The organism is Methylobacterium sp. 1A, from assembly GCF_058072805.1.
Window position 1 is genome coordinate 3136028 of sequence record NZ_JBYQVE010000001.1, and the last position, 17997, is coordinate 3154024.

Sequence of the window (17997 nt, forward strand, 5' to 3'; positions counted from 1 at the left end):
CCGCAACCGCGCCCCGTCTACGCACGCCGCCGCGGCGCCGCGGGACACGGATTGATCGGCAGGAAATCCCGCGCGCCCACGATGGACCGTCGGGCCCGTCCCATCACCCGTGGCGCCTGTCGGGCCGTGGAGCGGATCCGCACGGCTGGCATTCGGAGGACGCTCCGTCGCGAGCGCCCCGCCCCGGCGGGGGCGTCGGCGCGGCCCGGCCCGGCCGCGGGGCCGTCAGCGCCCGCTGTTCACCCAGCGCACAACGTCGGCCAGCACGATGCTCAGCGCCTGATCGAGGGCGCGGGCGCCGCTGCCGGCATCGATCTTGGACACCGGCACGCGGGCCGTGAAGATCCGCGCCGCCGCAACCCTGCCGGTGCCGTCGGCCACGAGCTTCAGCGACAGGTCGACCACCGCCTCGCCGGTCCCGGACTGCACGTCGAAGGCGCGGATCTCGCTGATCAGCTGGTAGTCGGCCACGACCTTGTCGCCGGGCCGGCTCACCGAGCGGAGCCGCCCGGAATTCTCCAGGCTCTGGATGAGCCGCGTCTGGATCAGGCGCGGCAGCCGGTCGGCCCACTGGCCGCCGCCCAGGAACGACAGGGCGCCGCCGTTCTCGCGGACGATGATCCGGTCGGCCTCGAAGGGCTGGATGCTCACCGGCTCCGAGACCGCGATCGAGCGGCCGGCCGCGATCGGCCGCCCCGCGGCCGGCAGCGCCGCGAGGTCGAAGGTGAGGGGCGCCGCGCCGCCGCAGCCGCCCAGGAGGGCGGCGAGCAGCGCGGCGGCGGCGATGTGGGACGAGCGGACCATACGCATGACCTGAAGGACCCCGCCGGCGAACGGCGGAGCTGTATAAGCTATGCGGTTAAAACTAATCCGCTGCGGCATCCGTGCCGTGCGCCGGGACACATCCGCCCGGCGACGCGGCATTTCACCGGCCACCGTTGTATTCAGGCAACGAAGGCTTGCCGCCGAAGATCACCTGGCTCGGGTCGCGCTCCAGGCTGCGCACCGTGCGGTTGAGGGTACTCAGCGTCCGCTGCCCGTCGCCCGACAGGGCCTCGACCTCCCGGCGGCCGGTGCCGCTCAGCCGGCCGAAATTGGCCGAGATGCTGGCGGTGCGCTTGTCGAGGTTCTCCGACATGGTCCGGAACGCCTTGCCGGCGTCGCGCACCGAGATCGCCGCCGCGCGGATCTCCGTGAAGGTGCTGGAGCCCTCCTGGCCGGAGGCCGAGCCCAGGAAGCTCTGGGCGCCGTTCAGCACCGCGTCGATCTTGTCGGCCGAGGCGCTGAGCTTGCCGGCGAGCAGCCGGGCGTCGTGCAGGCCGGCCTCGATGTCGGGGCTGGCCTTGGACAGGGCGGCCGAGAAGCGGTCGGCGTTGTCGATCACCCGGCCGAGCTTGGCCCCGTCCACGGCCTTGACCAGCGCCGAGATGTTCGGGCCGGCATCGGCCAGCGTCTTCGAGAAGGTCTCGACGTTGGTCAGCGACCGGTTGATCGCCCCCTCGTTGGCGGAGACCAGCCGGTCGAGGCGGGCCAGCATGTCGTCGGCCCGCTGCGCCACCTGGCGCGCCAGCGCCATCATGTCCTGCATGTCGGAGGAATCGGCGAAGATCGTCGGCGGCTCGCCGTTGGCCATCGGGGTCAGCACCGGCGCGTCGGCGTTGCCGCCCGACAGGGAGATCACCGAGACGCCGGTGAGCATCGCCGAGTCGAGGCGGGCGCGGGTGTCGGCCCGGAGCGGGGTCGCGGGATCGACCTTGATCGTGGCGAGCACCCGGCGGGGATCCTGCGGGGCGAGGCGGATGTCGGTGACCTCGCCGACCTTGATGCCGTTGAAGTTCACGCTCGAGCCGCGCGACAAGCCCCCGACCGAGCCGGAGAAGACGATGCGGACGAGCTGGCTGACCTGCCGCGAGGAGCCGCCGGAGAGCCACAGCACGGTGCCGAAGCCCGCCAGGATGACGGCGATCGTGAAGGCCCCGATCAGGGCGTAGTTCGCGCGGGTTTCCATGCGCTCAACCTGCGGTTCTGGCCGGCGGAGATCCGGCCGGGCCTGGAGCCCCGGCTCCCGGAGGGGAGCAGGGCGGGATCTGGGTGGGACGGCGGCGATCGGGCATCGGGTCAGGCACGGGATCAGGCACGGGATCAGGCATGGGCCGAGGCGCCCCCCGTCGCGATGGTCCGGGCACGCTTGCCGTGGAAGTACGAGCGCAGCCAGGGATGGTCGCTCGCCAGCATCTCGTCGATCGTGCCGGCGGCGATGATCTGGCCGTCGCCGAGCGCCGCGATGCGGTCGCAGGCGGTGTAGAGGCTGTCGAGGTCGTGGGTGACCATGAAGACCGTCAGGCCCAAAGTCTCCTTCAGGGTCGAGACGAGGTCGTCGAACTCGCCCGCGCCGATCGGGTCGAGGCCCGAGGTCGGCTCGTCGAGGAACAGGATCTCGGGATCGAGCGCCAGGGAGCGGGCGAGCGCCGCACGCTTGATCATGCCGCCCGACAGTTCCGAGGGCAGCTTGTCGGCGGCGTCGGGCTTGAGGCCGACCATCTCGATCTTGAGCCGGGCGAACTCGTCGAGCAGGCGCTCGGACAGGTTCAGGTGCTCGCGCATCGGCACCTGGATGTTCTGCTTGACGGTGAGAGCCGAGAACAGGGCGCCCTGCTGGAACAGCACGCCCCAGCGCTGCTCCATCCGGCGCCGCTCCGCGTAGGTGAGTTCGTCGACGTCGCGGCCGAACACCTCGATGGTCCCGGCCCGCTTCGGGTTGAGGCCGAGGATCGTCCGGGTGAGCACCGACTTGCCCTGGCCCGAGGGCCCGACGAAGCCCAGGATCTCGCCGGCGCGGATGTCGAGGCTCAGGCCTTTCAGGATGTTGCGGTCGCGGAAGCCGACCACGAGGTCGCGCACGCGGATGATCGGGGCGGGGCCATTCGGCGAGGCGGTCATCGGGGCATTCATCGCGGCGGCCTCAGAAATCGATCGCGGCGAAGAACACCGCGAACAGGCCGTCGAGGACGATGACCATGAAGATGGACTTCACCACCGACGCGGTGACGTGACGGCCGAGCGATTCCGCGGAGCCCTCGACCGCGAAGCCCTCGATCGTGGCGATCACCCCGATCGTCAGCGCCATGAACGGCGCCTTGATCAGGCCGACCATGACGTGGTGGACGCCCACCGCCGCCTGGAGCCGGACGAGGAACTGGTCGAGGGTCAGACCGCCGTAGAGCATCGCGGTGAGGCCGCCGCCCGCGAGCGCCGCGAGGTCGCCGATCAGCGTCAGCATCGGCAGGCCGATCATCAGCGCGAGCACCCGGGGCACGATCAGGATCTCGACGGGGTCGAGGCCCATGACCCGGAGCGCGTCGACCTCCTCGCGCATGCGCATGGAGCCGATCTCGGCGGTGATCGCCGAGCCGGAGCGGCCGGCGACCATGATCGAGGTGAGCAGCACGCCCATCTCGCGCAGGATCAGGAGGCCGATCAGGTTGACCACGAAGGTCTGGGCGCCGAAGCGCTGGAGTTGGAAGATGCCCTGCTGGGCGACGATGCCGCCCACGAGGAACGAGATCAGCACGATGATCGGCGTGCCGTTGAGCGCCACCTGCTGGATCTGGTTGATCAGGGCGTTGCCGCGGAACGTGCCGGGCCGCAGGGCGACGCGCCCGCAGGCGGCGATCAGCTCGCCCAGGAACGCGAGGGCGGTGACGAACTCGCGGCCGCCCTGCACGGTCCGGCGCCCGGTGGCGTCGAGCAGGCCGACGACCGGGCCGTGCCGCCGCGGCGGCGGCGCGTCCGGCTCGCGCAGCCGGACCTCGCCCAGCAGGGTGCGGTGCTCCGGGCGGGCGCCGAGATAGGTGAGGGCGCTGCCCGCCTGCTCGATCTCGGCGCGGGTCCGCTCCAGGACCCACGCGCCGAGCGTGTCGAGGCGCTCGATCCCCGACAGGTCGACCGCCACCGGCCCGGCGCGGCCGGCCGCCGCGATGCGCGCGGCCGCGGCCTCGACGGTCGGGGCCTGGTCGGCGGTCCAGCGGCCGTCGAGCGCCAGGCGGCCGTCGGCCGACCGGTCCCGCAGCGCGGCGCCGGCCAAGGCGCCGGGAACAGTGCCCTCGCTCAGCAACACCCATACTCCTCGATCGAGGCACCACCCTGCCCGGCGGTTATGACGACATTACGGTTGACGATCCGTCTCCAACCTCACCCCCGGCGGGAGGCCAGGGCGAGGCCCAGGCCGGCGGCGGCGAGCGGCGCCATCAGCAGGAAGGCGAGGGGGCCGCCGGCCCGGTAGGCGACGCCGCTCCCCAGGGTCGCGACCACCGAGATCCCGGCATTGACCGCGCTGAGCGTGCCCTGCGCCCGGCCCCGCGCGCCGTCGGGGGCGTAGGCCGAGACCGCCGCCATGGCGCCGAGCTGGGTCGCCCCGAAGGTCAGGCCGTGGAGGCACTGGAGGGGCACCAGCGCGGCGAGATGGTCGCCGAGGAGGTACATGCCGATCGCCCGCAGGATCGCCGCGACGGCCCCGGCGCCGAGGAGCCGCACCGGGCCGCGCCAGGCGGCGGGCAGGGCGGGCAGGCCGGCGAACAGGACGATCTCGGCCAGGACGCCGATCGCCCAGAGCGCGCCGACCCAGGTCGGCGGGATGCCCTGGCCGGTCCAGTAGATGCTGCCGAACCCGTAGATCGCCCCGTGGCTCGCCTGGATCGCGGCCGCCGCGCCGATGCACAGCCAGAGCCGCCGCGGCAGCCGCGTCCGGCCGTCGCCCGCCGCCGACGGCGGCAGGGCCGCCACCGCGCGGCTGCGCCACGCCACCAGACCCGCGCCGAGGGCGAGGCCGGTCAGGAGCAGCGGCACGGCGAGCCGGCCGCCGAGCGCCGTCAGCAGCAGCCCGCCCGCGAGGTTCGCCAGCAGGAACGCGATGGAGCCCGCCATCCGGATCCGCGCGTAGGTCAGGCGGGCGTCTTGGCGCACGGCCGCGAGCGTCAGGTAGTCGATGCAGGGCACGAGCGGCGCGCCGGCGACCGCGTTGAGCACGATCAGCCCGGCCAGCAGCGGCCACCCGATCCCGGCCGCGGCGGGCATCAGCGCGTAGGTCAGGCTCAAGGCGAGGCTGCCGAGCAGGATCAGCCGCCGGGGCCCGAGGCCGCGGTCGAGGAGGCTCATCAGCGGCGCCGTGGCGGCGATCCGCGTGGCGATCGGCAGGGCGAGGAGGAGACCGATCACCCGGGCATCGAGCCCCAGGGCGTCGAGCCACAGGGGCATGAACGGCATCGCGATGCCGATCTCGGTGAACACCACGGCGTAGAGCAGCGACAGGCGCGCCGGGCCGGACGGGCGGGGCAAGGCGGGTCTCGACGAGCGGGGTGAGCAGGGAGGTGGGACCGGGAAGGCGTCCGTAAGCGCCCGTTAAAGGCCCTCTGTCAAATTCGCCGCGATTGGCGCGCATCGGGGCCGCCGCCGCGCCCGCATTCAGCGTCCAGAGAGGCCCATGTTCGGTTCCGTCAACCCGAGCGCGCACGCTTCGGCCGAGTACGAGGCGATCGAGGCGACGATCAGCGCCAGCGAGCGCGGCCGCTGGTTCCTCGCCGAGTACGCCCGGCGCAACCGGGGCGCCGAGACCGAGGTGCTGCTCGGGGCGATCGCGCGGCTGGAGCGGAGCGTCACCGCCGACCGCGGGCAGGAGGCCTTCGGGCACCTGCGCGGCAATCTCCTCGACATGGCCGACGCGATCAGCCGGACCAAGGGCGAGATCGCGGCGCTCAACACCCCGAACGGCGACGAGACCCGGCTGACGCAGGCGTCCCTCGCCCTCGACGCCATCGTGCGCGAGACCGAGCAGGCCACCTCCGACATCCTCAGCGCCGCCGAGTCGATCCAGGAGGCAGCCTGGACCCTGCGCGAGCACGGGGCCGAAGCGCAGGCCTGCGACGCCCTCGACCGCCACGCGACCGCGATCTACACGGCCTGCTCCTTCCAGGACCTGACCGCGCAGCGCACTGCCCGGATCGTCTACACCCTGCGCTACCTGGAGGACCGGGTCTCCGCGATGATCGCCATCTGGGGCGAGGACGCGGTGCGGGTGCCGCCCCACCGGGGCGCGCGGCCGGCCGGCGAGCCGGCCGATCTGAACCAGAGCGACATCGACCGCTACATCGCCATGGACGTGCCGGCCGTCACGGTGGCGGCCCTCGTGGCCCGCCCCGGCAGCCCGGCGCTGCACGAGGATCTGGTGTTCCTGCCGGTCCAGGCGGAGGCCCGGGCGCCGGAGGCCGAGCCGGAGACAGAGGTCGCGGCCGAAGCGCCGGCCGCGCCGGAGCCGGTGGCGGAGGCCGAGCCGGACGCCGTGTCCGAGCCGAAGGGAGCGGCCGCGCTGGCATTCGCCCCGGAGCCGGACCTCGCCGCGCCGGGGGACGGGCCGGAGGCCGCACCCGCGGCCGACTTGGAGGCCGGCTTGGAGGCCGGCTCGAAGGCCGATCTGGAAGCGGACTGGGCGGTCGATCTCGAGGCCGCCCCGGAGCCGGAGCCGGCTCCGGAGGTCGCCTCCCTTCCCGTCGCCGATCCGTCCGCCGCGGACGCGCCGGAGCCCGCCACCGCGAGCGAGGAGGCGTTCGAGGCGGACGTCGAGGAGGACGTCGCGCGGGACATCTCGCGGGACGTGGCCGACCTCACCTGGGGCGAGACCGTCGCGGCGGCGCCCGAGCCGGCGATGCCGCCGGAGGAGCCGGCCCTGAGCTTCGCCGAGATCGACGCGCTGACGCCGGAGCAGCGGCTCGCGCTCTTCGCCTGACGGGTCCGGCCCGGCGCCGGCGCTCCGGCGCGGTTCGACAGGCGCGCGCCGGCGCGGACCCTGCTATCAGGAGCGCCCCCGGCACCCCCGAGCACGCGCATCCGTGGCCCTGCACCTGATCAAGCTCTGCGTCGGCCCCGCCACCATCGCCGACCTCGAGGCCCGGCAGGCCCGCTTCCGCGCGGAGGCGCTCCGGGACGGACGGCAAGCGGCGCCGTTCCACGTCACCCGCACCCTGCCCAAGCGCCACCGGGAGATCACCGGTCAGGGCTCGATCTACTGGGTGATCCGCGGGACGCTGTCCTGCCGGCAGGCGATCACCGCGATCGAGCCGCTCACCGGGGAGGACGGCATCCCGCGCTGCCGGCTGGTCTTCGATCCCCGGCTCGTCCCGGTGGCGCCCCGGCCCTACCGGCCGTTCCAGGGCTGGCGCTACCTGACGGCCAGCGACGCGCCGGCCGATCTCGGGGCCGAGGCCTCGGGGGACCTCGCCGAGATGCCCGAGGCCCTGCGGCGCGAGCTAGTCGGCCTCGGCCTGCTGTGAGCGCGGGGCGGGTCTCGTCGTCCCCGGTACGACCCGCCGGCGCCGCGAGCGGCCCCGGCGGGATCGGTCCTACGCCCCGTCGAAGCGCCCGCTGGCATGGGCCAGCATGGTGTAGACCTTGCCGGTCTCCGAGGTCAGGTAGGCGTCGGTGCGCTTGGCGTCGCTGTCGTTCTTGACCACGTCGCCGAGCAGGCGCTCGAACTCGCTGACGTAGCGGTCGACGCTGCGGCGGAACTCCGCATCGGTCCTGTAGCGGCGCTGGATCTCCGCGAAGGTGGCCCGGCCCTGCGGCGTGTAGATCCGCGGGTCGAACAGGTTCGGCTCGCCCCGGCGGTACCGCTCCCACAGGTCGACCGCGGTCCGGTGCTCGATCATCTTGGCGATGTCGGTCGAGATCGTGTCGAGGGCGATCCGCCCGGTCTCGGCGGCCGCCACCGCGGGGCGGCGGGCCGCCGGCGCGGGCGCCGGGGCGGCGGCCGGCGCGTCGGCCGCCGGCTCCTCGTCGTCGTCCAGCGAGGCGCGGGTCAGCAGGTCGGACAGCCAGCCGCGCTTGTCGCCGGCCTGCGCCGGGCGGGCGGTCGCGGACGGGCGCGGCGCCTCGATCTTGGCCGTGGCGGGCCGCGGCGTCGCCGCGGGCGCCGGCAGGGCCGGAGCCGCGGGGGCCGCCGTCGGCATCGCCGGTGCGACCGGGGCCGCGGCGGGCGCCGCCGCCGCGACGGCGCGGCCGCCGCTCTCCGCGACCCGGCGCTGGGGCTGCGCCTGCGGCTGGGCGACGTCGACCGAGCGGCCGGAGCGGGAGACCAGGGACGACAGCTCGTTGAGGGCCTTGATCTGGTCCGCCACCACCCGGCGCATCTCGCCGGTGGCGTCCTGCGTCTCGCGCGGCAGCTCGAGGACGCCCTTGGCGAGCTCGGCGCGGGTCGCGTCGAGTTCGCCGCGGATCGAGCCCGCCATCTCGCGCAGGGCCGAGAAGGAGTCGCCGAAGCTGGCCTGGGCCTCCTGGAAGCCGCTGCGCATCTCGCGGGCCGCCTCCTCGATGACCTGCCGGACGCCCTGGGCGGCCTTCTCGCCCTCGGCGCTGGCGCTGTCCTTCAGGTCGGCGAAGGCGCTCGTCACCGAGGCCCCGGCGCCCTGGGCCGACTGGGCCAGGGACTCGCCGACGCTGCGGGCACGCTCCTCGGCGGCGCGCAGGGTCTGCTCGATGGTCTGGGCCAGGGCGGTGCCGTTCTGCTCCAGGGCGGCGGCCCGGGCCTCGAACGCGGCCAGCGCCTCGGTCAGCTTGGTCTCGCGGCCCGACAGGGCCGAGTCGAGGCGCTCCTCGATGGCCGCCAGGGAGGCCGCGGCCCGGTCGAGGGCCGCCACGTGCGCGGCGGTCTGCTCGCCGAGGGAGCGGCCGCGGCCGTCGAGGGTCTCGGCGAGGCGCGAGGCCTCGCTGAGCGCCCCGTCGGCGGCGCCGCGCAGGGCCTCGACCTGGGCCGAGACGCCGGCGCTGGCCCGGCCGGTCTCGGCGGCGATGCGCTCCAGCGCCCCCTGGACCTGCTCGATCCGGCCGGTGAGACCCTGCTCGATCGCGCCGAGGTTGGTGTCGGCGCCGGCCACGAGGTCGGTCAGCGCCGTGTTGGCGGCCTCGATCCGCTGCAGCAGCGCGCCGAGCTCGCGGCCCATCCGGTCGTTGGTCTCGAACAGCTCCGAGAGCGTGCGGCCCGCGCCGTCCTCGACGGCGGCGCGCAGCAGCTCGGCCGAGGCCCGCGACTGCACGGCCAGCTCCTCGGTCCGCTCCCGCAGGCTCTCGGCGAGCGGCATTCCGGTCTCGGCGAGCGTCCGCTCGATCGCCTCGGCCCGGTCCGACAGGGCCCGCGACAGGTCCATCATCGGCCCGTCGATGGCGCCGCGCAGGCGCTCGACATGGCCCTCCAGGCTGTCGCCGACGGCGCGGCCGCTGCCCTCGACGCTGGCGAGCAGCGCGCCGCCGCGCTCCTCGATGGCGCGCACCAGGGTCTCGGCGCTCTCGGCGAGGCGGCGGGACAGGGCCTCGCCGCGGGCGTCGACCAGGGCACCGAGCGCCGTGGCGCGGCGCTCGAACCCGGCCCCGAGGGCCTCGGTGCGGGCGTCGATCAGGCCGGCGAGCGCGGCCTCGCGGCGGCTGAGCGTCTCGGCCAGGGCCGCGTTGTGGGCCTCGACCTGCTCGGCATGGGCGCGGGCCCGCTCGTCGAGGGCGGCGACCAGGGACGCCGTGCGCTCGTCCATGAGGCCCGCGAAGGCCTCGTGGCGGTCGTCGAAGGCGGTGGCCAAGGTGTCGGCGCGCTGCGCCACCAGGGTCGCGAACAGCCGCATGCGGCTGTCGATGCGCTGCGTGAAGGCGTCGGCGCGGGCGTCGACGCCGCGGGCCAGGGCCTCGCTCTGCGCCTCGACGGCCTGCGCCAGGGCCGCGGTGCGGCCCTCGACCACGCCGTCCAGCTCCCGCAGCCGGGCATCGAAGGTCTCCACGAGGGCGCCGGTCCGCCCCTCGACGGCGCCGTCCAGGGCGCGCAGGCGGGCGTCGAAGGTCTCGACCAGGGCGCCGGTCCGGCCCTCGACGGCACCGTCGAGGGCGCGCAGGCGGGCGTCGAACACCTCCACCAGGGCGCCGGTCCGGCCCTCGGCGGCCGCTACCAGGGCTTGGCCGCGGTCCTCCAGCAGGCCCTCGATCGCGGCGCGCGCCTGCTCGAAGGTCGCCCGCAGGGTCTCGACGCGCGCGTCGACCCGCTCGGACACGTCGCGGCCGGTGCCCTCGACCAGGGCGCTGAGGCGGTTCTGCACCCGGTCGAACAGGGTCTGCAGCTCGCCCGTCCGCTCCTTGAGGGTCTCGGCGAGGCGGTTCTCGCGCTCCTCGAGCAGGCCGGCGATCGCCGGGTTCACGCCCTCGATCGTGGTCTGGAGCGCCTGGGTGCGGTGCTCGATGGTGCCGGCGATCTGGCGGCCGCGGGTGTCCACGAGGCGGTCGATCTCGCCCTGCGCCCGCTCGAACAGGCCCTGGAGGTCGGACAGGCGGGTGTCCAGCAGGTCCGCCATCTGGGCGGGCGCCGCGTCGAGGGTCGTGCGCAGACCCTCGGTCCGGGCCGCGATGGCGTCGGCGACCTCCTGGCCGCGCCCGTCCACGAGGTCGCGCAGGCCGGCCTGGGCCTCCTCGAACAGGGTGTGGAGGCGCTGCGTGCGGGCGTCGAGGGTGGCGGCGAGCTGGCGCTCGCGGGTCTCCACCAGCGCCGAGACGGCGGCGGGCGCCTCCTCCAGCACCGCGCGGAGGGACTGGATGCGGGCGTCGACCGCGGCGGCGAAGCGGCCGCCGCCGCCCTCGACCACGCCGTCGAGGGCCGACTGGGCCTCCTCGAACAGGGTGCGCAGGGCCTGGGCCCGGGCGGTGAGGGTGTCGGCGAGGCGGGTGCCGCGGCCGTCGACCAGGCTCTCGAGGTGGCCCAGCCGCTCGTCGAACAGGCTGCCGAGCTGGCGGGTGCGGTCGTCCAGGGCGCCGGTGGCGGAGCCGAACGCGCCCTCCAGGGCGGCGACCATCGCCTGCCCGCGGCCGTCCAGCGCCTCGTGGATCGGGCCCATCCGGCCGTCCAGGGTGGCGGCCAGTGTGCCGGCATGGTCGTCCAGCAGGACGCGGATCTGGTTGGTGCGGTCGTCCAGCAGGGTGTGGACCGAGCGGACGCCCTCGTCGAGGAGGCCGCTGATGTCGGCCGTGCGGCTCGACAGGGTGTGGCCCAGGCGGCCCTCGCCGGCATCGAGCATCCGCTCGGCGTCCGCGATGGTCTGCTGGAGCTTGGCGAGCACGCTCTCGCCGCGCTGGTCGATGAGCTCGGCCAGCGAGGTGCCGCCGCGGTCGAGCAGGCGGGCGAGCTCGGTGATCCGGCCGCCGATCGCCCCGAACACGGCGCGGCCCTTCTCGTCGAGCTCGCCCGACATGGCGGCGATGCGCTCGTCGATCAGGCGGCCGATGAGCTCGGCGCGCTCCGCGAAGGCCGCGTGCACGGCCTCGGTGCGGGCCGCCAGCGCCGCGTCGGCGTTCTCGGTACGCTCGTCCACCAGGCGGATCATCGAATCCGCGCGGTTCGCCAGCGCGGCCTCGAGGCCGCGGGTGGCCTCCTCGATGGTGCCGGTGAGGGCGCGGACGCGCTCGGCCATGGCGCCGTCGAGGCCGCCGGTCCGGTCGGCGATCATCGCCACGAGGTCGCGGGTCCGGCCGGCCAGCTCCTCGTCCACCGCCCGGGTGCGCGCCTCGATCAGGCGGATCGCCTCGAAGGCCTGCACGCCGAAGCTCTCGTCCACGAGGCGGGCGCGCTGGTCCAGGGTCTCGGCGATCGCCTGCAGGCGGCCGATGACGCCGGTGTCGAAATGGCCGGCGCTCTCCTCGATCCGCCGGGCGATCTCGCCCGTGTGGCGGGCGATGTCCTGGCCGAGCCCGGAGGTGCGGCCCTCCAGCATCTCCATCAGGCCGCGATGGCCCTCGGCCATGACGCGGGCCATCTCGTCGGTCCGGGCGCGCAACGCGTCGTCCACGGCGTTCGCGCGGCTGCCGAGGTGGTCGTCGATCTGGCCGACCAGCGCCGCCACGGCGGCCGCGATGGCGGCGGCCCGCTCGGCCGAGCGCGTCTCCAGGCCGCCGAGATGGGTCTCGATCAGGCTGCCGGCCTCGCGGGCCCGGGTGGCGATCGTCTCGGCGACGGCCTCGCCCTTGCCGGTGAGGAGGCGGTCCATCTCCTCCAGCCGGGCGCCGACGGTCTCGCCCAGCGCGGCGGTGTCGCGGTTGATCCGGTCGGCCAGGATGTCGCCGCGGGCGATGGTCTCCTGCAGGGCGGCGAGGCGGCTGCCCAGCGTCTCGTCGATCGCCCGGACCCGGCCGTCGGCGGTCTCGGCGAAGCTCGCGCCGGTCTGGCTGAGGGTGTCGGCGATGCGGGCGCCCTGGCTCGCCACGGCGAGCACGATGTCGCGGCCGGTGCCGCTGATCCGGGCCTGGGTCTCGTCGGCGTGGCCGGCGAGCAGCTCGGCGACGCTCCGGCCGTGCTCGCCGAAGGCCGCCTCCATCTCGCCGATCCGGGCGGCGAGGTCGGCCGAGATCGCGCGGGCGGCCTCGGCGAGGCTGCCGGTGGCGTCGCCGGTCCGGGCGGCGAGCTCGCGGTTGAGATCGTCCAGGGCGGCGCGGACCGCCGCGACGGCGTCCGTGCCGCGGGCGCCGAGCTCGGTGCCGGCCCGGTCGGCGGCGTCGCGGAACCGGGCGGTGAGGATCGCGGTCTCGGCCTCGACCGCGCCGGTGACCTCGCCGGAGGCGTTGCGCAGGGTGTCCAGGGCCGCGGCGAGCCGGGCGGCGGCGTCCCGCGTCTGCGTCTCGGCGGCCTGGCTCGCCTGATCGGCGGCGGCCCGCAGCGCGGCGGCCGCCTCCTCGGTCCGCGCCGACAGGGCGGCGGCGGAATCCGCGACCCGGCGCTCGAACACCCGCACGGCCTCGAGGGTCCGCGCCTCGACCGCGCCGGTGGCGTCCTCGGCCGTGCCGCGCAGGGCATCGGTGGCCGCCTCGGCCCCGCGCCGGAGCGCCGCGACCGCCTCGGCGGTGCGGCCGTCGATCTCGCCCGACAGGCCCTCGACGGTGCCCCGCAGCGACTGGACCGCGGAGGAGGCCCCCGTCTCGAAGCCCCGGCCCAGGGCCGCGAAGGCGGCCTCGAGGTTGGCCGCGACCGTCTCGGTCCGGTGCGCGATGCTGCCGCCGGCTTGCTCGGCCGCCGCCGCGACCCGGTGCTCCAGGTCCGCGGCCCGGACCGTCACGGTCTCGTCGAGGCGCGCCGCGATGCCGTCCATCCGCTCGGCGAGGGCGCCGCCGCGCTCCGACAGGGCCTCGGCGATCCGCTCGGCGGTGCCGACGAGGTCGTCGCGCACGGCGCCCGCGCGGGCCGCCAGGGTCTCGCCGGCGCCGCTGGCGGCGAGCGCCAGGGCGGCCTGGGCGTCGCGCCCGCGGCCCTCGATCGTCTCGGCGACCGACAGGCCGGCGCTCTCGATCTCGGCGCGCAGCGCGAGGCCGCGGCCGGCGATGTCCTGGGTCAGGGCCGAGCCGGTCTCGGCGAAGCGGGCGGTGATCTCGGCGCCCATGGCGCCGAAGCGCTCGGTCAGCTCCGAGCCGCGCGACAGGAAGGCGGATTCGAGCCCCGTCACGGAGCGCTCGAAGGTCTCGCGCACCGTGCCGGCCTGGCGCTCCAGCGCGTCGCTCACGCGGCTGCCGGTCTCCTCCAGGGTCCGGGTGAGGGCGCCGGCATTCTCCGACAGGCGCTCGGCCAGGGCGGTGCCGGCGGCCTGGAAGGCGCCGGTCGCCGTGCCGGCGCGGTCCTCGAAGCTGCGGGTCAGGGTCTCGCCGACCTCCTGGAAGCTGCCGCGCACCTCCTGGCTGGTGGCCGCCAGCGTGTCGATCAGGTCGCTGCCGCGGGCGGTCATCAGGTTGACCACCCGGTCGCCGGCCTCGCCCAGGGAGGCGGTGATCGCGGCGCCGCGGGTCTCCAGCGCGCCGGTCACGCGCTCGCCCGCGCCGGTCACCGCGGAGACGATCCGGTCGGAGGCGCCCTCCAGGTCCTGGCTCAGGCTCTGGTGCGACCCGGTGATGGCGCTGCGCACCCGCTCGGCGTTGGTGACGATCGCCTCGCGCTGGGCCACCAGCTCGTCCACGAGGGAGCGGATCCGGATCTCGTTGTCGGAATAGGCCCGCTCCAGGGTGGCGATCTCGCCGCGCACCAGGGTCTCCAGCTCGCCGGCCCGGGCGAGCGCCCGCTCGACGCCGTCGCCCACCGCCGCCACCTCGCGGCGCACGGTCTGCGACATGGTCAGGACCGCGTCGGTGGAGAAGCTCTCGGGCTCGGCCAGGCGCACCGCGACCTCGCCGACCGCGCGGGCGACGAGGCGCATCTCCTGGGCGCGCACCGCCAGCATGGCGGCGATCACGAACAGCACCACCGGGCCGAACAGGGCCGCGGCGCCGACGCTCGCCTGGAGGGCCGAGAGGCCCGACAGGACGGCGCGCAGGTCGCCGTCGGACTTCGACCACGCGATCAGCACCAGGGCGCCGATCCAGACGGCGCCGGCCGCGAGGGCGAGCAGGTAGGGCTTGGGCGAGGAGCGCACCCGCAGGGTCTGCTGCAGGATGCCGATGTTGCGCCGGTCGTCGTTGGCCACGAGCGAGCGGTCGGGGGGCAGGAGGCCGCCCTCGCGGCGGGGGCGGTCCAGGCCCGGCGGCGGCAGGTCGGAGGCGAGCGGCGGGTCGAGGTCGAGGCGCGGCGGCATGGTCCGGCCGGCGTCGAGACCGCCGTCGCGCAGCGGGTCGGCGTCACTGACATCGGGCAGGCGCGGCTCGGCGCGACCGTCGGTGCCGTTCGGCGTCAGGGCGTCGAGGTTCAGCGCCTGCTCGATCGCAGAGAGCGCGGCCTCGGCCGGGTCCTTCAGCTTCTTCTCGGTCGCCATACAACGCCTCGTTACACGGGTTCACCGGCGCCTGGAGAGGCTTGAGCCGGAGACGCAACGCCCCGTTTACCATTACAAGACTAAACTCGGGCAGCGACTGCCGATACCCGAGCCCTCGACCGGCCCCAGAAAAGGTTAACCGAATGGTTACCGGGCCCGTCGCTCGCCGCCTCCACCATCCTGCCGCAGGGGAAGGGTCGGGCGCGATCCCCACCCGGCGAATCAGGGGGTGAATTGTGTGGATCAGATCCGCAATCCCCGACGAATCCGGATGCCGGGAGCCCGAACATGCAGGCCATCGACCCCGCGGAACTCGAGGCCCAGACCGGCGGCGACGCCGACCTGGCCCGTGAGGTCCTGGAGCTGTTCGCCGGCCAGTGCCGGTCGATCCTGCCGCGCCTCGCCGACCCGGCCCTGCCGCGGGCGCAGCGCGCCGACCTCGCCCACACCCTGAAGGGCTCGGCCGCGGGCGTCGGGGCGATCCACGTGCGGGCGCTCGCGGACGCCGCGGAGACGCGCCTGCGCGCCGGCGCCGGGGCGGTGCCGGTCGACGACCTCGCGGCCGCGGTCGCGCGGGCGCTGGCGGAGATCGCGGAGGCGCGCGCCTGACGGTGTCGCCCAATGCGGCGATCGATCCGGGACCGGTGTCTAATGCCGCGCTTGCATTCCGCGTTTCCAGCCGCCAAGCAGGCACGCCGCCCGTCGGACAGATTGCGCTCGACGCGAGCCCGGAGCCCCCAGCATGCCCAAGATCACCTACGTCGACCACGCCGGGACGGAACGGACCGTCGAAGGCAGCGTCGGCGCGACCGTGATGGAGACGGCTATGCGCAACAACGTCCCGGGCATCGACGCGGAGTGCGGGGGCGCCTGCGCCTGCGCCACCTGCCACGTCTACGTGGCCGACGCCTGGATCGACACGGTCGGCAAGGCGCAGGACATGGAGCAGGACATGCTGGATTTCGCCAGCGACGTCCGCGAGAATTCCCGCCTCTCCTGCCAGATCAAGATCACGCCGGCGATGGACGGCCTCGTGGTGACGACGCCGTCCCAGCAGGGCTGAGACGGAAGCCGTCTCGGTCGCGCGATCCCCGCCCGTCCTCGCGAGCGCAGCGAAGCGACCCAGGGTGGCACGACATCCGCGTATGCGGCGCTGCTGGATCGCTTCGCTGCGCTCGCGAGGACGGCATCGCCTCCGGTCGCATCGCGCTGTGAGGCCGTAAAGGCACCTGTCATCGCACCAGCGCCCGCGCCGCCGCGTCGAGCCCCTCCAGCGTGAGGGGGAACATCCGGCCGGCGACCAGCCGCTGCATCATGCCGATCGACTGGGTGTAGCCCCAGTGCGTCTCGGGCACCGGGTTCAGCCACGCCGCCTTCGGGAAATGGTCGAGGAGCCGCTGCATCCAGGTGGCACCCGCCTCCTCGTTCCAGTGCTCCACGGAGCCGCCGGGCGTCGCGATCTCGTAGGGGCTCATCGAGGCGTCGCCCACGAAGACGAGCCGGTAGTCGCTGCAGTAGGTGCGGATCACGTCGAGGAGCGGCGTCTTGGCCTCGTGGCGCCGCCGGTTCTCGGTCCAGACCGCCTCGTAGGGGCAGTTGTGGAAGTAGTAGTGCGCGAGGTGCTTGAACTCCGAGCGCGCCGCCGAGAACAGCGCCTCCGCCTGCTCGATGTGCCAGTCCATCGAGCCTCCGACGTCCAGGAACAGCAGCACCTTCACGGCGTTGCGCCGCTCCGGCCGCAGCTTCACGTCGATGTAGCCCTGGCGGGCGCTCGCGCGGATCGTGCCGTCGAGGTCGAGCTCCTCCGCCGCGCCGGTCCGGGCGAAGCGGCGCAGGCGCCGCAGCGCCAGGCGCATGTTGCGCGCGCCGATCTCCCGGTCGTCGTCGAGGTCCTTGAACTCGCGCTTGTCCCAGACCTTCACCGCCCGGAAGTTGCGGTTCCCGTCCTGGCCGATGCGGATGCCCTCGGGATTGTAGCCGTAGGCGCCGAAGGGCGAGGTGCCGCCGGTCCCGATCCATTTCGAGCCGCCCTGGTGGCGCCCCTTCTGCTCGGCGAGGCGCTGCTTCAGGGTCTCGAACAGCTTGTCCCAGCCGAGCGCCTTCAGCTCCGCCCTCTCGGCCTCGGTCAGGTACTTCTCGGCGAGCTTCCTGAGCCATTCCTCCGGGATCGCGGCGGGCTCGACCGCCTCGCCCAGGGTCTCCAGCCCCTTGAACACCGTGCCGAACACCCGGTCGAACCGGTCGAGATGCGCCTCGTCCTTCACCAGCGCGGTGCGCGACAGGAAGTAGAACGCCTCGACGTCATGCTCCGCGAGGCCCCGGTCCAGGGCGCCGAGCAGGGTCAGGTACTCCTTCAGCGAGACGGGGACCTTGGCGTCCCGGAGGGCCGTGAAGAACTGCAGCAGCATGCCGGGAGAACGCGCCAGCCGGGCGTCCGGGTCAAGCCCGCGCGAATCGGTCGGCGCGCCGCCGAGCGTGGCAGGACTTTTCCGAAGGACTTCCGAGTCTTCGCCGATGGTCGACAAGATTCAGCCCCGTCGGCAGCGCCGATTCCGGCGCCCAAACGAGTCTCTCCGACCCGATGGGACTCATAACCTGGGCATAAGTCGTCGAATCTGTTGATATGTGACCGGACAAGCCTCGCCCAGTCACTCAATCGGTCATGGGAATCGCTCAACTCGGGACATCGAGTGTGTGCGGACGCGGCAGCGCGGCCGACACGGAGCTAGCGAGGAGACCTGCGATGGCGGTCATCCTGCGGAATCTGACGGAATTCAAGCGGTTTCTCGGGAAGCCGGGGGCGACGATTCAGCTGGTGCGCAACACCTTCATGGACCGTCAGCCGGAGGCGACACGAGACGCCTACCGCGACAAGGGCATGTACGCCCCGCGGGCGGTGCAGGCCCTGTCGCGCAAGGCCGCGGTGTTCACCCTGCGGGGCTATCCCGGGACGGTCTGGCTCTACTGGGACAAGGGCGCCCGCGGCTGGCGCTTCTCCGGCGACACCGTGACGGTCCCCCTGGTCACCGGCCTCGGGCCGGCGGACGAGCTGGTCTACCGGTGCAGCTTCGCCGACGGGTTCGAGCCGGCGCCGCGCAGCCGCGCGGCGCGGCGGGCCAAGCACGAGGACGCGCACCCGGTCCTGATCTGAGCGGGGCCCCCGGGACCTCCGCTCGGATCTCCCGCCTCAGGCCGCCCCCTC

12 protein-coding genes are annotated in these 17997 nt (G+C 74.4%); 5 read left to right on the forward strand and 7 right to left on the reverse strand.

What is annotated here, in order from left to right:
- Nucleotides 1–225: 225 nt before the first annotated feature.
- From ACX9MN_RS15335 to ACX9MN_RS15355, 5 genes are all read right to left on the reverse strand, one after another.
- Nucleotides 226–804 (reverse strand): ABC-type transport auxiliary lipoprotein family protein, encoded by a 579-nt coding sequence (locus ACX9MN_RS15335; protein ID WP_020092337.1) that lies wholly within the window; start codon nucleotides 802–804, stop codon nucleotides 226–228.
- Nucleotides 805–925: 121 nt separating this feature from the next.
- The gene (locus ACX9MN_RS15340; protein WP_020092338.1) at nucleotides 926–2008 is read right to left on the reverse strand and encodes an MlaD family protein; all 1083 of its coding nucleotides are present in this window, start codon (nucleotides 2006–2008) and stop codon (nucleotides 926–928) included.
- Between the two features lie 134 nt (nucleotides 2009–2142).
- On the reverse strand, nucleotides 2143–2952 hold the full coding sequence (locus ACX9MN_RS15345) for an ABC transporter ATP-binding protein (protein WP_056532693.1): 810 nt from the start codon (nucleotides 2950–2952) through the stop codon (nucleotides 2143–2145).
- 10 nt (nucleotides 2953–2962) lie between these two features.
- Nucleotides 2963–4117, reverse strand: coding sequence for an ABC transporter permease (locus tag ACX9MN_RS15350; RefSeq protein WP_056532696.1), 1155 nt, complete (start codon nucleotides 4115–4117; stop codon nucleotides 2963–2965).
- Between the two features lie 74 nt (nucleotides 4118–4191).
- Nucleotides 4192–5334 carry an MFS transporter gene (locus ACX9MN_RS15355; protein ID WP_489724849.1) on the reverse strand — a complete coding sequence of 381 codons (1143 nt, stop codon included), beginning with the start codon at nucleotides 5332–5334 and terminating at the stop codon, nucleotides 4192–4194.
- 145 nt (nucleotides 5335–5479) lie between these two features.
- On the opposite strand from ACX9MN_RS15355, the gene ACX9MN_RS15360 reads away from it, so the two are divergent.
- Both ACX9MN_RS15360 and ACX9MN_RS15365 read left to right on the forward strand, forming a co-directional pair.
- Entirely contained in the window at nucleotides 5480–6778 is a 1299-nt protein-coding gene (locus ACX9MN_RS15360; RefSeq protein WP_489724850.1) for a hypothetical protein, read from the forward strand.
- Nucleotides 6779–6881: 103 nt separating this feature from the next.
- The gene (locus tag ACX9MN_RS15365; RefSeq protein WP_091925910.1) at nucleotides 6882–7322 is read left to right on the forward strand and encodes a DUF1489 family protein; all 441 of its coding nucleotides are present in this window, start codon (nucleotides 6882–6884) and stop codon (nucleotides 7320–7322) included.
- Nucleotides 7323–7391: 69 nt separating this feature from the next.
- Here ACX9MN_RS15365 and ACX9MN_RS15370 read toward each other — a convergent pair whose 3' ends face one another.
- Nucleotides 7392–14795 carry an apolipoprotein A-IV repeat region-like domain-containing protein gene (locus ACX9MN_RS15370; RefSeq protein ID WP_489724851.1) on the reverse strand — a complete coding sequence of 2468 codons (7404 nt, stop codon included), beginning with the start codon at nucleotides 14793–14795 and terminating at the stop codon, nucleotides 7392–7394.
- 288 nt (nucleotides 14796–15083) lie between these two features.
- Between ACX9MN_RS15370 and ACX9MN_RS15375 the strand changes: the two genes are divergently transcribed.
- Both ACX9MN_RS15375 and ACX9MN_RS15380 read left to right on the forward strand, forming a co-directional pair.
- Nucleotides 15084–15404: an Hpt domain-containing protein gene (locus tag ACX9MN_RS15375; protein ID WP_091680223.1), complete on the forward strand. Its 321-nt coding sequence runs from the start codon at nucleotides 15084–15086 to the stop codon at nucleotides 15402–15404.
- Between the two features lie 133 nt (nucleotides 15405–15537).
- Nucleotides 15538–15858, forward strand: a complete 321-nt coding sequence (locus ACX9MN_RS15380; RefSeq protein ID WP_020092346.1) for a 2Fe-2S iron-sulfur cluster-binding protein — start codon at nucleotides 15538–15540, stop codon at nucleotides 15856–15858.
- 169 nt (nucleotides 15859–16027) lie between these two features.
- Here the strand turns inward: ACX9MN_RS15380 and ACX9MN_RS15385 are convergent, their stop codons facing one another.
- On the reverse strand, nucleotides 16028–17203 hold the full coding sequence (locus ACX9MN_RS15385) for a vWA domain-containing protein (RefSeq protein WP_489724852.1): 1176 nt from the start codon (nucleotides 17201–17203) through the stop codon (nucleotides 16028–16030).
- A gap of 335 nt (nucleotides 17204–17538) precedes the next feature.
- Here ACX9MN_RS15385 and ACX9MN_RS15390 point away from each other — a divergent pair, with 335 nt between their 5' ends.
- Nucleotides 17539–17946, forward strand: coding sequence for a hypothetical protein (locus ACX9MN_RS15390; protein ID WP_020092348.1), 408 nt, complete (start codon nucleotides 17539–17541; stop codon nucleotides 17944–17946).
- The last annotated feature ends 51 nt before the right edge of the window (nucleotides 17947–17997 follow it).